This is a genomic window from Sharpea azabuensis DSM 18934, assembly GCF_000702165.1.
Taxonomy (GTDB): Bacteria; Bacillota_I; Bacilli_A; order Erysipelotrichales; family Coprobacillaceae; genus Sharpea; species Sharpea azabuensis.
Window position 1 is genome coordinate 22831 of record NZ_JNKU01000027.1, and the last position, 15817, is coordinate 38647.

Annotated in this window: 14 protein-coding genes; 13 read left to right on the forward strand and 1 reads right to left on the reverse strand. The window is 35.5% G+C overall.

Annotated elements, in window-relative coordinates; translation table 11 throughout:
• The first annotated feature begins 2 nt into the window (after window positions 1-2).
• The 8 genes from T529_RS0106780 to T529_RS0106815 all read left to right on the forward strand — a co-directional run bounded on the left by T529_RS0106780 (window position 3) and on the right by T529_RS0106815 (window position 11911).
• Window positions 3-1121, forward strand: coding sequence for a DHHW family protein (locus tag T529_RS0106780; protein ID WP_033162858.1), 1119 nt, complete (start codon window positions 3-5; stop codon window positions 1119-1121).
• A gap of 151 nt (window positions 1122-1272) precedes the next feature.
• A complete protein-coding gene (locus T529_RS0106785) occupies window positions 1273-2823 on the forward strand; it encodes an L-lactate permease (RefSeq protein WP_033162859.1) in 1551 nt (516 codons plus the stop codon).
• 394 nt (window positions 2824-3217) lie between these two features.
• On the forward strand, window positions 3218-7264 hold the full coding sequence (locus T529_RS0106790) for a SpaA isopeptide-forming pilin-related protein (RefSeq protein ID WP_033162860.1): 4047 nt from the start codon (window positions 3218-3220) through the stop codon (window positions 7262-7264).
• A gap of 106 nt (window positions 7265-7370) precedes the next feature.
• Complete coding sequence (locus tag T529_RS0106795; RefSeq protein ID WP_033162870.1) at window positions 7371-8870, forward strand: isopeptide-forming domain-containing fimbrial protein; 1500 nt, start codon at window positions 7371-7373, stop codon at window positions 8868-8870.
• Window positions 8836-9705 (forward strand): Cna B-type domain-containing protein, encoded by an 870-nt coding sequence (locus T529_RS0106800; protein WP_033162861.1) that lies wholly within the window; start codon window positions 8836-8838, stop codon window positions 9703-9705. The genes T529_RS0106795 and T529_RS0106800 overlap by 35 nt, the downstream gene beginning before the upstream one ends.
• Before the next feature lie 86 nt (window positions 9706-9791).
• Window positions 9792-10289 (forward strand): signal peptidase I, encoded by a 498-nt coding sequence (gene lepB, locus T529_RS0106805; RefSeq protein ID WP_051646897.1) that lies wholly within the window; start codon window positions 9792-9794, stop codon window positions 10287-10289.
• The gene (locus T529_RS0106810; protein WP_033162862.1) at window positions 10289-11101 is read left to right on the forward strand and encodes a class C sortase; all 813 of its coding nucleotides are present in this window, start codon (window positions 10289-10291) and stop codon (window positions 11099-11101) included. Before lepB ends, T529_RS0106810 begins: the two co-directional genes overlap by 1 nt.
• Before the next feature lie 72 nt (window positions 11102-11173).
• A complete protein-coding gene (locus T529_RS0106815; RefSeq protein ID WP_051646898.1) occupies window positions 11174-11911 on the forward strand; it encodes a DUF2238 domain-containing protein in 738 nt (245 codons plus the stop codon).
• Here the strand turns inward: T529_RS0106815 and T529_RS0106820 are convergent.
• Window positions 11895-12242 (reverse strand): Hpt domain-containing protein, encoded by a 348-nt coding sequence (locus T529_RS0106820; RefSeq protein ID WP_051646899.1) that lies wholly within the window; start codon window positions 12240-12242, stop codon window positions 11895-11897. The two genes, T529_RS0106815 and T529_RS0106820, sit on opposite strands and share 17 nt — an antisense overlap.
• A 143-nt stretch (window positions 12243-12385) precedes the next feature.
• On the opposite strand from T529_RS0106820, the gene T529_RS0106825 reads away from it, so the two are divergent.
• The 5 genes from T529_RS0106825 to T529_RS0106845 form a co-directional block, all read left to right on the forward strand.
• Window positions 12386-13792 (forward strand): TrkH family potassium uptake protein, encoded by a 1407-nt coding sequence (locus T529_RS0106825; RefSeq protein WP_033162863.1) that lies wholly within the window; start codon window positions 12386-12388, stop codon window positions 13790-13792.
• An 11-nt stretch (window positions 13793-13803) separates the two neighbouring features.
• A complete protein-coding gene (locus T529_RS0106830; RefSeq protein ID WP_033162864.1) occupies window positions 13804-14475 on the forward strand; it encodes a potassium channel family protein in 672 nt (223 codons plus the stop codon).
• Window positions 14476-14769: 294 nt separating this feature from the next.
• Complete coding sequence (locus tag T529_RS0106835; protein WP_033162865.1) at window positions 14770-15129, forward strand: hypothetical protein; 360 nt, start codon at window positions 14770-14772, stop codon at window positions 15127-15129.
• A gap of 23 nt (window positions 15130-15152) precedes the next feature.
• A complete protein-coding gene (locus T529_RS0106840; RefSeq protein ID WP_033162866.1) occupies window positions 15153-15398 on the forward strand; it encodes a hypothetical protein in 246 nt (81 codons plus the stop codon).
• A gap of 184 nt (window positions 15399-15582) precedes the next feature.
• Window positions 15583-15817: hypothetical protein (locus tag T529_RS0106845; protein WP_033162867.1), on the forward strand; the 235-nt coding region annotated here is incomplete at its 3' end.

Sequence of the window (15817 nt, forward strand, 5' to 3'; positions counted from 1 at the left end):
TTATGTTGAAAAGATTTCAAAGAATTATTATCACAATTTTTTATGTGATTATTGTCTTTTTTTTGATTGCTGGCTTGATTATGCCAGATAAGAAAATGTCCGAGCAGGAAAACCGTACCCTTACGCAATTTCCTGAACTAACAACAACATCAATTACAAGTGGACATTTCTTTTCCCAGCTAGATGACTATTTATCTGATCAGTTCCTCTTCCGTGACCAGTTCATGAAGTTAAAAGTCAGGGTTGATAAGATTGAAGGAAAGCGTGAATCGGCAGGTGTCTATCTTGGTCATAAAGGCTATCTTCTTGCAAAGAATGAAACACCAAACAAGAAAGCCTTGAACAATACTGTTCAAGCAATCAATAAATTCACATCATCCCATGAGAATATCTCAATGATGATTATCCCATCATCAGGTACAATTAACCCAGCCCTCCTGCCTTTTGGAGCCCCAATGCGTGATGGTATTCAAGACATTCATGATTTCACAAAGCAATTATCAAAGATTCAGATCATTGATAGTGCTGCAGGATTAAAGATATATAAAAATGATTATCTTTATTACAAGACTGATCACCATTGGACAACATATGGGGCTTATCGTGAATTTTTAAGTGTTGCTAACAAGCTAGGTATTGAAAAGCCAATCACAAAATACAAGAAATATCTTGTCACTGATAGCTTTGAAGGAACACTAGCTAGCGAGAGTGGTGACCATACCCATAGCGATGAAATACATGTCTATGAACCAGAAACTAAAGTGAAGTACTATGTCAACTATGTCATTGAAAACAAAAAGACAACTTCACTTTATGAAACAAAGCAGCTCAAAACAAAAGACCAATATACGCTCTTTGAGGGCGGTAACCATCCAGTTGTCGAAATCAATACGACAAATAACAACCATAAGAACCTTCTTATCTTCAAAGATTCTTATGCGAATAGCTTTGTCCCATTCCTATATCCTTATTATCAGAAAATCATTATGGTTGATCCAAGATACTATAATGATGATATCAATAAACTTATTGAGAACTATGACATCAACCAGTATCTGTTCCTCTATAGTGCTAATACCATGATGAAAGATACATCCCTGTCAGATTTACTCAATAGCTAGAAGAGGACTTTTTGTCCTCTTTTGTCTTGCAAAAGAATTAATGTTAGCGATTACTTTGATGGAATTTGGAAATTTTCAAAAAAGAGACTTTATTTATATCTCCCAACGTATTACAATGCGTTCGTAAAACACGATTAAAAGGGGAAAATTTATGAATTCATTTTTAATGTTCATTCTTGCCTTAGCACCAATTATTTGGTTAATTGTTGCAATGAGTGTCTTAAAGATGGCAGGCTGGAAAGCTTGTTTAATTGCACTTGTGGTAACATTTATTGAAGCTATGGCATTCTGGAAAATGCCTTTTGTCTTTGCAGCAACAGCTGCAGCTGAAGGTATCGCTAATGCATTATGGCCTATCATTATCGTTATTTTAGCCGCATTATTCGTATATAACCTTACTGTTGAAACAGGCGCAATGGAAAAGATTAAAGCAATGCTTGCTTCAGTATCTACTGACAAGCGTGTCTTAATGCTTTTAATCGCCTTTGGTTTTGGTAACTTCATGGAAGGTATGGCTGGCTTTGGTACAGCAGTTGCCATTCCTGCAGGTATCTTAGTAGGTCTTGGATTTAATCCATTACTCGCCGTAGTTTCATGCTTAGTTATTAACTCTACACCTACAGCCTTTGGTTCAGTTGGTGTCCCAGTTAATACAATGGCTAATATCACTGGCTTAAACGTCGTACATATCGCTAGCTATACAGCACTTATTCAGATTGTTGTTCAGTTCATTATTCCTTTTGTTGCCGTTATTATTATCGGTCAGGGAACAAAGGCATTAAAAGGCTTAATTCCATTTACTATTATCGCTGATTTAGCTTTCATTATTCCTGAATACTTAACTGCAACGTTCATTGGACCAGACTTAGCTGATATTATTGGTGCCATTGTATCAATGTTAGTGATGATTCTTTGTGCATTCAAATTACCAATGAAAAAGATTGATGAATTCCAGGTCGAAGATGCTGGAAATGGCTTAGAAGGCTTAACATTTGGTGAAGCATTCAAGAGCTGGTCTCCATTCATCTTTGTCTTCATCTTCTTACTTGGTACTTCTAAGATTGTACCATTCATTCATGATCCACTTGCTTCAATCAATAGTCCTATTCAGTTCTATGCTGGTAAGAAACCTGCAACATTGACATTCTACTGGATCAATACACCTGGTGTATTAATCTTGCTTGCTGGTTTAATTGGTGGTGCTATTCAGGGTGCAAGCTTTGGCACAATGATGAAAGTTCTTGGTAACACTGTTAAGACAAACGTTAAGACAATTATCACAATTTGTTCAGTATTAGCTGTCGCAAAGATCATGGGTTATAGTGGCATGATCGGTGATATCGCAAAGATCTTAGTTGCGGTTACAGGAGTATACTTCCCATTAATCTCACCATTAATTGGTACGATCGGTGGTTTTGTAACAGGTTCTGGTACTTCTACAACAGCATTATTTGGTGCCTTACAGGTTCATACAGCCGAAGCAATTGGTGCAAATCAGACATGGCTTGCAGCTGGTAACTTGATGGGAGCTGGTCTTGGTAAGATGATCTGTCCACAGTCTATTGCAATCGGTACAGCAGCCGTAGGCCTAAGCGGGGCAGAAAGTAAAATCCTTTCCGCAACAGTCAAGTATACAGTACTCTTTGCCGTAATTGGCGGTATTGTCTGCTTTGTATTCCCAATGCTTGGTTTAGTCGCATAATTCCAACAATTAATATTTAAGAAGCGCGTAGGTTCAAATCAAGAACTTATGCGTTTTTTATGCCTCAATATATCAATGAGATGAAATGATTAACAAAACTAACATATAATTTTCATATAATGAAAGAATTGGCAATATATAATAATAGGCTTGTGTTTAGAATTTATGTATATTAATATATAAAAGAGAAATTCTATCAGCAATATTTTTATTTCATTTCGATAATTCAACGTTAAAGCTAATGAAATATCAATCCAGAAATATGATCTATTCAATATTTCTGAGAGTTATTCCTTATCAAATAGTAATATATATATATAAATGATTATAATACGACACAGTGTAATATAAAACATGCATATGAAAAATAAATAATATAGAAAGGTGTATTGGGATGCTAGTTCATAATAAACATAAATTAAAAGTCATCACAGCGCTATTTTTGTGCGTCTTTATGGCCATTGTAACTTTGTATTCATATACCCATGCATTTGCAGACAATGCAATCGATTTAGGCAGTCAAGAGGGATGGGTCAGTAAAGTTTCAGTCAAGAAAAATGTAAATGGCGAGTGGCAAGAGACAACACAATTCAAAGATGGTGATGAAGTTCAGGTAGGTATTAATTATACGATACCACCGAATAGTTTTACGACTTCTCCATATCAGGTGAAATATCAGTTACCTAGCGGTATTACAATCACAAAAACTGAAAGTGGTATTGTCAAAGATCCTGATACTAAGGAAGAATTAGGAACTTATCAAATTAGTATGGATGGTCTGATTACAATAACCTATAATGACCAATTCAATACAATTGAGGAATATCAGGGAACAGTGCAGGTAACTGGTTCGATATCTTCAAATGGAAGCGGAGAAAATGGTGAAATACATTTCCCTGGATCCAATACGACAATCACTGTTGAAAAAGAACATGAACAAAATGATACTGATATTTTTGTGAAAAAAGAAGCACAAGTAGCTTCTGATAAGAAATCAATAAGTTATAAGGTCATTGTCTCAACAACAAAAGGAACTTCCGATGTTGTAAAAATTGAAGATGGGATTTGGGCATATAATGTAAATGCTGAATATGATATGAATTCATTCCAGCTAGTGAAGAAGAATGCTAGTGGGGGAAGTGAAGTAATCTCTAACCCTAATGTGGTAAAGGACATTTATACAAATAAAGTGAAAATTGAAAATTTGCCAAAATTACAAGCTGGTGAATCCTATGAACTCAGCTATAAGGTGAATTTAACGGACATAATAGGATCAAATGGTGATGCTAAGGTTGGCAATACGGCTTCTGCAAATTCAGGTAAAAATTCCGATAATAAAAGTCTTGAAAGTCGTGTTTCTAATAGAATGATTAATAAATGGGGACAGAGTGATGGTGAGAATATTAAATGGACTGTCACTTTCAATGATGGGAAAGCAGATATCTCACATTATGTTTTTACTGACACATTACCAGGTGAATGTGTCAATAATACCTTTAAGCTATCTGATATAAATGAGGTACCCATTGATACTCAAATCAATGGTTTGTTGTCATATGACGCAAATACAAAACAACTCAGAATTGACTTTTCTAAACTTCCAAAACAATATCAAAGCAAGCAGCTTAAACTTGTATATAGTACAAAGGCACCAGAGGTTAGTGATAATAGCCCAATAAAAGTTAGTAATACAGGCTATTTTGATGGCGATGGTCATCACTATTCGGCAAGTGCTAATGTTGAAGTCAAGCCTAATATTCATGTAGGCAAGACAAAGGCTTATGTACCACAAAAGATCGATGAAAAGCATATGCAATACTTCTGGAAATCGACAATTGGTAACTTTGAAGGTAAAAATGTAACAGAAATCACTTATGAAGATGAAATTAAAGATGCAATAATCGATAATCAGACCGTCGCAAATACACATTATACTTATGCCAAGACTTTACAAGATGAACTTTACAAGAATGAGAATCTGATTGTCAGAAGCAGTGAGAATCATCAGCCTTTTTCAAAGGGTCAATACCAATGGACACTTGAATGTTATGATGCATCAGGAAATAAGATTGATAACAATAATACAACGCAACCTGTTCACAGTTTTAAGATTCATATCACATCTTCTTCACCATTGAAGGTAGAGAATATTGAAATTCATTATTCTACCATTGGAGATATTTCGAAAGTAACGGAAGGTGCAACTGCAAACTATGGCAATAAAGCTTCCATCCCTTCTTTCAACAATAATCCACTCAATAATGTCACGACAGAAACGCAACAGGAATATAAGAATGTAAAAGTTCTAGAAAAGCAGGTAAGTCTATATAATGAAAATATAGTCAATAATCAGCCGTCCTATGTTTCAGGTAAGCTGAATGTCAATTATGATAAAATAGCTGAAGAAAATGGCAAGAAGGTTATTTATTATCGTCTGAAGATCCATGTTGCGCCAAATAGCAGTGGTGAGATAAAGATAATCGATAATCTTCCTAAAGGCATGCAATATGTTGATGGAAGCTTGGAGGGAGCTTTCTATGGCAGTGAGTACTATATTTATACAAGCCAAGGTAGTTATAATTTCAATACAACTCATAAGCCTTTAGTCAATAAAGATGAAAAAAGCGATGGTACAACAGAACTTACCTTTACAGTTTTAGATGGATATCAAGCTAATCAAGAACAAATCATTTTACTGAAATATAAAGCTTATATCTCGGATGACTATTGGCTTGATATGTCAAATTCCGCAAAGAGTTATATCAATAAAGCAATTTATAACAATATACCTGTAGAACAGGAAACTCATATTGCAAGAGATGTCAAGGCTGTGAAGAAATCAGGTAAACAGAAAAAAGATGCTTCCGGCAATCCGACGAATCAAATAGAATATGCGATTGATATAAATCCGGCAGGTAAAGATTTGAATCCAAAAGGCAATACATTAGAATTAAAAGACAAACTTTCTATTCCTGGTAATTATTCTAAAATCAAGGCTTTCCTAGATTTAAAGAGTGTTAAGCTTTATAGCTATGATTCTTCAAAGAGTGATCACCGAGGTGTTCTTCTTGATAACAGTTTATATTCTTTACAATATGATAGTCAGACACATGTAATAAAACTGACGATACCTGATGAGCAGCCATGCGTATTTGTCTATGAGTATAATATCGATGGCATGAGTGAGTATGTCAATGCACCTGCGATTTCTAATAGTGCTGAATTAGCAGGCTTCTATTCTGATCAGAAACAGTTGCAATTAGATAAAACTTCATCTGGGGCAACACTTCAAACGGAAAAAATTGTAATCAAGAAGATTGATAGTGATAACTATTCAAGAGCTTTACAAGGTGCAGAATTTTCTGTTGAAAAGCTTAACAATAAGAGTTGGCAATCTTTAAATCCACAAGACATTACATCCTTTAATTCACTTACAACGGATGATAAGGGAGAATTATTATTCACGAAATATGATAATAATGTACTCTATCGACTTAAAGAAACAAAAGCTCCTGATGGTTATAAGCTAGAAACAAAGCCATACTATTTTGTTGCACTTGAAAATACTGAAGCTGATGCCTTCTTTACAAGTCTTGATCAGGCAATCAAGAATGATATACCTGGAAATGATGATAATGAGAAGAAAGCTAATATTCATTTCCTGGGAAATGAGGGTGGAACAATTTATATTCCAAATACATATACTAAGCTAACAATTCATAAGAACTGGCTGAATAAGGATGGATCAACTGATACTTCTAATAAGAGTCCAATTCATCTTACTTTATGGCGCTATAATACAAAATATGATAGTGCAAAAGTTACTCTTAAATACTTTATTGTTGATGACAATGGAAATAAACAGAATTGGGGCGATGAGACTAGAAACTATGATGTGGAAAGAGGTACATCATTTACAGTGAAATGGCCTGAGAATACAACAAAAGGTATATTTAAAGTTATGTTCAATAACCAGCTAGATAGTAACCATACAAATCTTACATATACGTCACCAAATATCACAAGTGATAGTGTTATTGAGATATATTTAAAGGGTTATCAAGGTAATAGTGCAGTTCAATTTGCTAAGCCACAACTTGCTTTAGATCAAACAACAGCTTATAAGCAGCAAGAGTTTAATATATCTCAGCTGAATAACTGGTCAAAATCATTTGAAAATTTACCTGCTGAAGATGAACAGGGACATAAGTATGTTTACAGCGTCATGGAAGAACCAATGGCTGGTTATGATGTATCCTACAGCAATAATAATGGAATAACGACTGGTACCATTCAGGTTATCAATAAGAAGAATGATAGTGGTGTTCTTTTACCAATAACAGGTGGCCGGGGCACGGTATTAGGTTGCTTGACAGGTCTTATGTTTATTATGGCAACAAGTATTGTGATGTTGATGAAAGTGAAAAAGAAATACTTATAAACATGCAATACTACATTCTATATTTGGGAGGCGGATAGAATAGAAGAGAAGTTAAGAGATCTATATGATAAGTAAAATTTTGGAAAAAGGAGAAGAAAAAAATTTTATGAAACATTTACACAAACTACTTAGCTTTATTGTAGCATTGACAATGGTCTTTGCTCTTGGAAGCATGCAAGCTACTTCTGTATCTGCAGAGGAAACAACTTACAAACTCACATTAACAGGAACTGCAACAGGACATACTTATGAAGCTTATCAGGTCTTTAAAGGTGACTTAAGTACAAATAATGAAGGCAAGAAAGTATTATCAAATGTCACTTGGGGTACTGGCGTGACATATTCAGGAGAAGAATCTGCTGCTGAGGTCGCAAAAGCTCTTGGTGATCACACTATGACAATTGATCAATTACTTGAAAAATTAACTCTCACTACAGTTACTAAGACAGTATCATCAAGTGCATATAGCACTGTTATTGAGGGCTTAACTGCTGGTTACTACTTAGTTAAGGATCAAGATGGAACACAGTCTAATACATCAGATGCTTATACTAAATTCATTGTCCAGGTTGTTGGTGATACAGAAGCTGACATTAAATCAGGTGTTCCAACTGTAGAAAAGAAAGTAAAAGATACTAATGATTCTACTGGTAAAACTTCTGATTGGCAGGATTCAGCAGATGCTGATATTGGTGATGATGTTTCATATCAGGTAACTGGTACTATGCCAGATAACATTGCCGACTACACATCTTACAAATATGTCTTCACTGATACAATGAGCAAAGGCTTAACTTATACAGCTAATAATGCAAGAATCGCAATTGGCGACAAAGATGTTACAAGCTCATTCAAAGAAGTAGTTACACCAAAAGATGATGGTTCTACAGTTGTAACATGGACATGTGACAACTTAAAAGGTATTGAAGGTGTTACTCTTGATGCTGATACAAAAGTTGTTGTAAAGTACAATGCTAAGTTAAATGATAATGCAGTTCTTGGTTCTGAAGGTAACCCTAATACAGTGAACTTGACTTACTCCAACAACCCTAACAAGGGCGGTGAAGGTGATACTGGTAAGACTCCAGATGACAAGAATATCGTCTTCACTTATAAAGTAGTTGTCAACAAGTTTGATCAGGATCAGAACCCATTAGCTGGCGCTGCCTTCAAATTAGAAAAGAAATTAGCTGATGGCTCATACAAGACAGTTAAAGAATTCACTGCTGGTGTAGAAACAACATTCGAATTCAAAGGCTTAGATGATGGTGAGTATAAGTTAACCGAATCAACAACTCCAGATGGATATAATACAATTGATCCTATTACTTTCACAATTTCAGCAGAACATGATACTGAAAGTGATAATCCATCATTAACATCTTTGGAAGGATCTTTGCCAGGCGATAAAACTACAGGAGAAATCACATTTACTTCTAATATTACTCATGGTTCATTAACTACTAATGTTATCAACAAGAAGGGTTCTGAATTACCTGAAACTGGTGGCATGGGTACTACATTGTTATATGGTGTTGGTGGCGTACTAGTAGCTTTAGCAGCAGTTTACGTTGTTTACACTAAGAAAAATGAGAAAAAGCAGTAATCTTTTTAAGAAGCTTTGTATTATTCTTTCCTTGCTGCTGATCATGGTCAATGCGCAAGGCAAAGTTTTCGCAAAAGAGAGTTCCACTTTGACACTTACAAAGTGTCAGAGTGGGATGCATCTTCATTTGTATCATGTTGCCAATAAGATCAATGGAGAATTTGTCTATACACAAGAGTTTTTAGATGCCAAAAATGCCAATATTGATCTTAATAAATTACCGACAGCTGATGATACACAGAAAGCTGCTGAGACATTAAAAGGATATGCCATAAACAAAGAAGGACAAGATAAAGAGGCTAATGGTGATGTAGTGAAATATAATGGTCTTCAAAAAGGTGTCTATCTTCTTATTATTGATAACCTTGAAAAAGATCATCAGATCTATCGCTATTTGCCATACCTTATAGACCTCTCTCAGAGCACAGAGGTTGAACTCAGTAAATATTCATTGTCCACTGTTTATAAATATCGCTTATTGAAGAAGTGGGAAGGTACAAACAATCCTCCTGATCGTATTGTTGTTGATATTTATGGGAATGGTATAAAAGAGAAAACGGTTAATCTGACAAAGAAACAAAACTATTTTTATAGCTGGCAGGATCATCAAAAGAAGAATTATACTGTTGTTGAACATCATGTAAAAGGTTATAAGAATAGTGTTGTCTATGGGGAAAAAGATGGTGAAGCGAATATTGTTTTGACTAATACCAAGACGATAACACAAAAGTCTCAAACAAAGACGGGAGATGCAACACCCATAATGTTTTATGTCATTCTGCTTTCAATAAGTGGCATTGTCCTTATCATGATTGGGAAGAAATGCAAAAGATAATGGTACGTAAGTACCATTTTTCTTATGAGTAAAAGACTAGTAGGAAAGTGTGACTAGTGCTAGAATATTGAATCAGGGGTTATCACATGAAAAGATTGATTGTAATTGTTGTTGGTATAATAATAAGTGTCAGCATGATTTTGATAGCGACATTTGGGACATTTTATTTTGTTTATGGCAATGATATGGAAAATGTGCTGAAAGAGAATGATCTTGTATGGGTCCATAAGACGAAGAATGTAGGTAGGGGTGATGTTGTTGCCTTTTACTACAATAATAAGATTCTTGTGAGACGTATTATTGCCTTAAATGGTGATAAGGTGGATATGGATCAAAAAGGTCATATGATTGTTAATGACAAGATGGTTAAAGAAGACTATCTTAAGAAAGCAAGTGATTATAAGCATCGTGATATTGTTTATCCTTATACAGTCAGTAAGCATAGTTATTTTGTACTTGGTGATAATCGCAGTCTTAGTGTTGATTCAAGAATGAAGGACTTAGGAACAATCAAGAAAAAGGATATTATTGGGAAGGTTGTCTTGAGATTATGGCCCCTTAATCGATTAGGAGGTGTCGCCTGATGGTTAAGAAAATCATGAATGTCCTTGTCGCAATCATTTTTATTGCGGGCGTTGGCTTACTTGTCTATCCTAGTTTCTCTGACTGGTGGAACAAGCAGCATCGTTCGGAAGCGATTGCCTCATATGAAAAGAAGGTTGCTTCTTTAACTGAAAAACAATATCAACAACTATGGGATGGTGCTATTCATTATAATCAGACTCATCCAACAAATAGCTTTGTATTAAGTAAGGATGAAGAAGCACTCTATAAAAAGACTCTTGATGTGACTGGTACGGGTATTATGGGTTATGTAGAAATCCCTAAGATCAATGTCTCGTTGCCAATCTATCATGGTGATGATCAGTCCATCTTACAGATAGCCATTGGCCACATTCCTGGAACTTCCTTACCAGTAGGTGGTAAAGGAACGCATTCTGTGCTATCTGGACACCGTGGCTTACCAAGTGCACGTTTGTTTACAGATATTGATCAGCTTAAGAAGGGCGATATTTTCATGTTGCAGGTGATGGATAATACATTGACATATAAGGTTGATCAAATAAGTGTCGTTCTGCCATCGGATATGTCAAAGATGCAGATTGATCCTAATCAAGATTATTGTACCCTGATGACATGTACGCCTTATGGGGTGAATACGCATCGTTTGCTAGTGAGAGGGCATCGTATTTCTCGTAAGTCAACACGTGTTGCCCGTAATTTAACACGAGCTGATTATGTTATCTGGGATCTTTCATGGGGATTGATTTGTCTTATTCTTGTAATTATTCTAATAAGAATGGTTAAACAAAGAAGAAAAACAATGAAAAGTTAATCGGATTGTATACAAAGAATTGTGATAAAAGTGATGACGTATGGTATAATGGCGCTATAGGGAGGATATCTTATGGCGAAAAAGAAGGATGATGCGTTTGATCAGGCATATTCACGGGGTGCAAAAGTTAAGCGCTTTTTCACAATCATTGTTTTCATACTTACTGTAATAACTTGCATACAGCTCTTTTTTATCCATGATTCAAAACAGTTTAATCGACAAGTCTTTTCATTAATTCAGTATATTGCCTTTTTCCTGATTCTGAATTCACCAAAACTACTTAAGAAATATCATCTTGAAGTACCTGTTGAAGTCTATATTGTTGTAACGCTATTTGCGTTTCTGGGATTGGTACTTGGGGATGGACTGAATTTCTATGGCCGTATTCATTGGTGGGATAGCTTGTTGCATTTTGCATCAGGGGTTATTCTGTCTTTTGTTGCGATGTGGATGATACAGATGCTTATTGGGCGACATGAAAGACATCAGTTATTAGATACAGTTATAATTTATATCTTTGTGGCGTCATTTTCTCTTGCTGCTGGGGCATTCTGGGAACTTTGTGAATATACGACGGATGATATTTTCATGACCAATAACCAGCAATACATGGCTTCTACAAGAGGGACAATCATTACAAAGAATGATGTTCCACTAGTTGGACATGCAGCTTTAACCGATACAATGAAAGATTTAGCTCTTGATTTAGCTGGAGCCTTAGTCGTAATTGCCTATGAATGCAGTAAGAAAGGTATTCAAAAGAAAATAAAGAAAAAGAAGTCTGGCGAGACTTCTAAGATGAGTGAGTGATAAAGTCTACGATATCAACGTAGGCTTTTTTTACTGGTGGAAAGCTTTGATCAATATGAGAGAGGTCATGACGTCTAAGCTCTTCGACAAGTATGCATACCGGTTTATAAAGAGCATCAAGAGAGAGATTGGCTGCAACGCCTTTTAGTTTATGCGCTGCCTGAAATGCTTCTTCGGCCTTCTTGCTTGCAAGGGCATTGACAAGTTCATAATAGCTAGGGTCTTGAGGGAATATTTTAAGAAAATGTTGATAGAGCTCTTCGTTGTCGACAACGCGATGAACACCATCATCATAGTTGATACCATGCAGAATACAATCTTCACGTTTCATCACAACCACCTGCCTTTTCTATATCATATCACAAGTCAGGAACTTTTGAACGATAAAGAGGTTGCAAGGCTATATAAAATGGCATATAATCGAGGTGTTGAGAGGAAGTGAACTTCCTTTTTCATTATTATGAGGAAAAGTTTATGGAAGCAGTTGTAGAAAAACGCCACAAGAAGAAAAAAGTACCATTCTCTGGTACAAAGAAAATAGCATTATCTTTTGCGGCAGTTATATTTATCGGGTCCATACTGTTATCAATGCCTTTTGCGAATACATTGGATGTTCGTCCTTATATTGATAATCTGTATATTGCCGTAAGCTGTGTCTGTGTGACAGGGTTGACGCCCTTTGATGTTGGGGCACAATATAATCTCTTTGGTGAGATTGTCATGGCCATCTTGATACAGATTGGTGGACTTGGACTGATTACGTTTATTTATCTTATTCTCTATCAGATGGGCAGTAAGATGCGGATGAAGACGAAGATGGTATTCTCGGAAGCACTCAATGCAGATAATGCCAAAACACTTCCTAGATTACTGAAGACAATTTTCTTCTATACCGCATTAATGGAGATTGTTGGTGCCATTATCTTAAGTATTGTCTTTGTCCCTCAATATGGCTATGTCAGAGGCATATATTTTGGTATATGGCATGCCATATCAGGGTTCTGTAATGCGGGTTTTGATTTACTTGGCAGTACAAGCTTAATTAAATATAATGTCAATCCGGTCATTAACTTTGTCATTCCATTGTTGATTATTACTGGTGGTATTGGCTTTAGAGTTGTTCTTGATCTATATGATACATTCAATAAAGAAAGACATCATAAATCAAAATTTTGTTTCCATCGTTTTGTTCGTCAGTTACACTTACATTCAAAGCTTGTCTTAGTAACAACATTCATATTATTAATCAGTGGAACAATCCTGTTCCTAGCTATTGAATACAAAAATATGGCAACAATTGGTAGAATGACCTTTGGCCAGAAGTTAGCCGCAAGCTTCTTCCAGTCTACAACAACCCGTACAGCAGGTTTCTCTAGCGTACCGATGGTTGAATTAAGACCAGCCACAAAGATTATCATGTGTATTTTGATGTTTATCGGTGGTTCCCCAGCCTCTACTGCCGGTGGTATTAAGACTGTAACCTTTGCCATGGTTATCTTGATGTTGCATTCGGTCTATACTGGAAGTGAAGAAACATATGTCTTCCATCGTCGTATTAAGAAGAGAATTATGCTTTCAGCATTCTCAATCTTTGCGATTTCCCTGACAATATGTTTTACAGCGCTTATCTTATTTACAATCACTGATCCACAATTCAATACCTTAAATCTTGCTATGGAAGTCTTCTCAGCATTTGGTACAGTAGGGCTTTCAGCTGATGTTACTGGTGGATTATCATTTGCGGGCAAGATTATTGATATCATGCTTATGTATACAGGAAGAATTGGGCCAGTTTCATTAATGATCTTATTTACAAGAAAAGCCCATTCACAGGTTGATAAAGAAATAAAATATCCTGATGAGGATGTTATTGTTGGATAGGAGGACGTTATATGTCTAAAACAAAACAAGTCGCTATTCTTGGCTTAGGTATCTTTGGTTCTACACTTGCTGAAACACTTGAAGATTATGGTGTAGAAGTCTTGGCTGTTGATATTGATCCGGCATGTGTTGAAAGAATTGCTGATAATGTCACAAGAGCAGTTGTTGCCGATGTCACAGATAAAGACCAGCTCTTAGAATTAGGCGTAGCTGATTTTGATACAGCTGTTGTAGCTATCAGTAAGCACTTTGAAGAATCAGTACTCTGTACAATGATTCTTAAAGAAGCAGGCATTAAGAATGTCATTGTCAAAGCACGTACAAAGCGTAAGAAGATGATTTTAGAGAAGGTTGGTGCCGATAAGGTCATCAATGTTGAAAAAGATATGGCTTATAAGGTTGCTAAGTCATTACTACGTAGAAGTATTGTAGATTTAGTAGAACTTGATAGTGAATATTCAATTGTGGAAATAAAGGTTATGCCTGACTGGGTTGGCAAGAGCTTAAAGATGTTGAATATTCGTAGTGCTTATGGCATGAATATTATTGGCATTACATGTGTTGATGCGAAACAGATGAACATGGACTTTACAGCTGATTATGTTGTTAAAGACGGTGATCATTTTGTCGTAGCAGCCAAGACAAAGAAAATAGAAGAATGGGATTATCTTACAAGGGACTAAAGCGGGCAACCGCTTTTTTCTTTTTATTCATTATAGCTATAAGATTAATTAGGTGATTTTTGAGTTTTAATGTATATCTTTCTTGACACAAGATATGGGAGAAAATTGTATACAGAAAAAAATCTTATATTTGCTAGATTTTATTTTTTCATTGGTACTTACGCTTTTTTTGCTTGTGCTGATTCATAACCTGTTCAAAATAAAATCTTCCGCTTTTTTTATTTGTTTGACAATAGCGCTATTCATTATGGCAATTGTTAGAATTTTTTGGACGTATAGGAGATGGAGACAGTAATGAAGAAATTTAAAATTTTAACCTCACTGGTAGTTGCACTATCAATAGTGATCCCAAGCATGAACTTTACTTTTGCAGAGAATTCGAATGTGCTGTTTGATGGGAATGTATATAAAATTTCTATAGTTGATGGCGTGTACAAAATTTATGATAAAGAACTTAACAAGGAAATTGAGCTAAAGACTTCTGGTGAAATGATTTCAGAAATTGTTTTTGATAATGACGAATCAGTCAGCATTTCTCCAAGACAGAATAATGCAAGAAGCGTTAGAAAAATAGGTGTACCTATTTCAAAAGGTGTCAATCCAGCAAAGCTTACATATCATTACCTCGATACAACTTACAGCAATACGCAGTAGATTAATAATTACAAGGCTTCTGGATGGCTCTGGTTGGTTTTATTCCATATATAGGTCAAGCAGTGTCAGTCATTTCTTTCATTGATACAGTTCGCTCAATGAATAATAATAAAATTGTATATTTCAAAACGGATCGTTACTATGCAGACGGATTTATGTATGATAAATATGTGACTAGTGCATACAAAGACAGTGCCAGAAAAAAGGATAGATTATATAAAAATGTTTTAATAAACACTCGCCAAGTGTTTATTAAATTCAAGCTATAATCCCACTACGTCAAGTTGATGGATAGTTTACAATCATCTTAAAAGAGCAAGGCTCAAGACGTTTTGTCTTACATAATTGAAAGAATTGAATGAGCCGTAAAAAAAGGGGAATTTGATATGATCCCCTAAAGGTAGACAGTACAAATACACAAAATGTACTGCCCTGCTTTTAGGGGGTTTTATTATGGGAAGAAAAGCAAAATATACATTTGAACAGAAACTTCAGGCTGTACTGGATTATCAGTCAGGAAAGAAATCAGCAGTTGATATTGCCTTTGAATTAGGTATGGGGAAAAATGGTGACAACAGAATACGTGAATGGTCGAATCTCTATAAAGCTAACGGGCAAGAAGCTCTCAAGCCTAAAGAAAGAAATTCATCTTACTCAAAAGAATTCAAAGATATGGTCGTTCAGGATT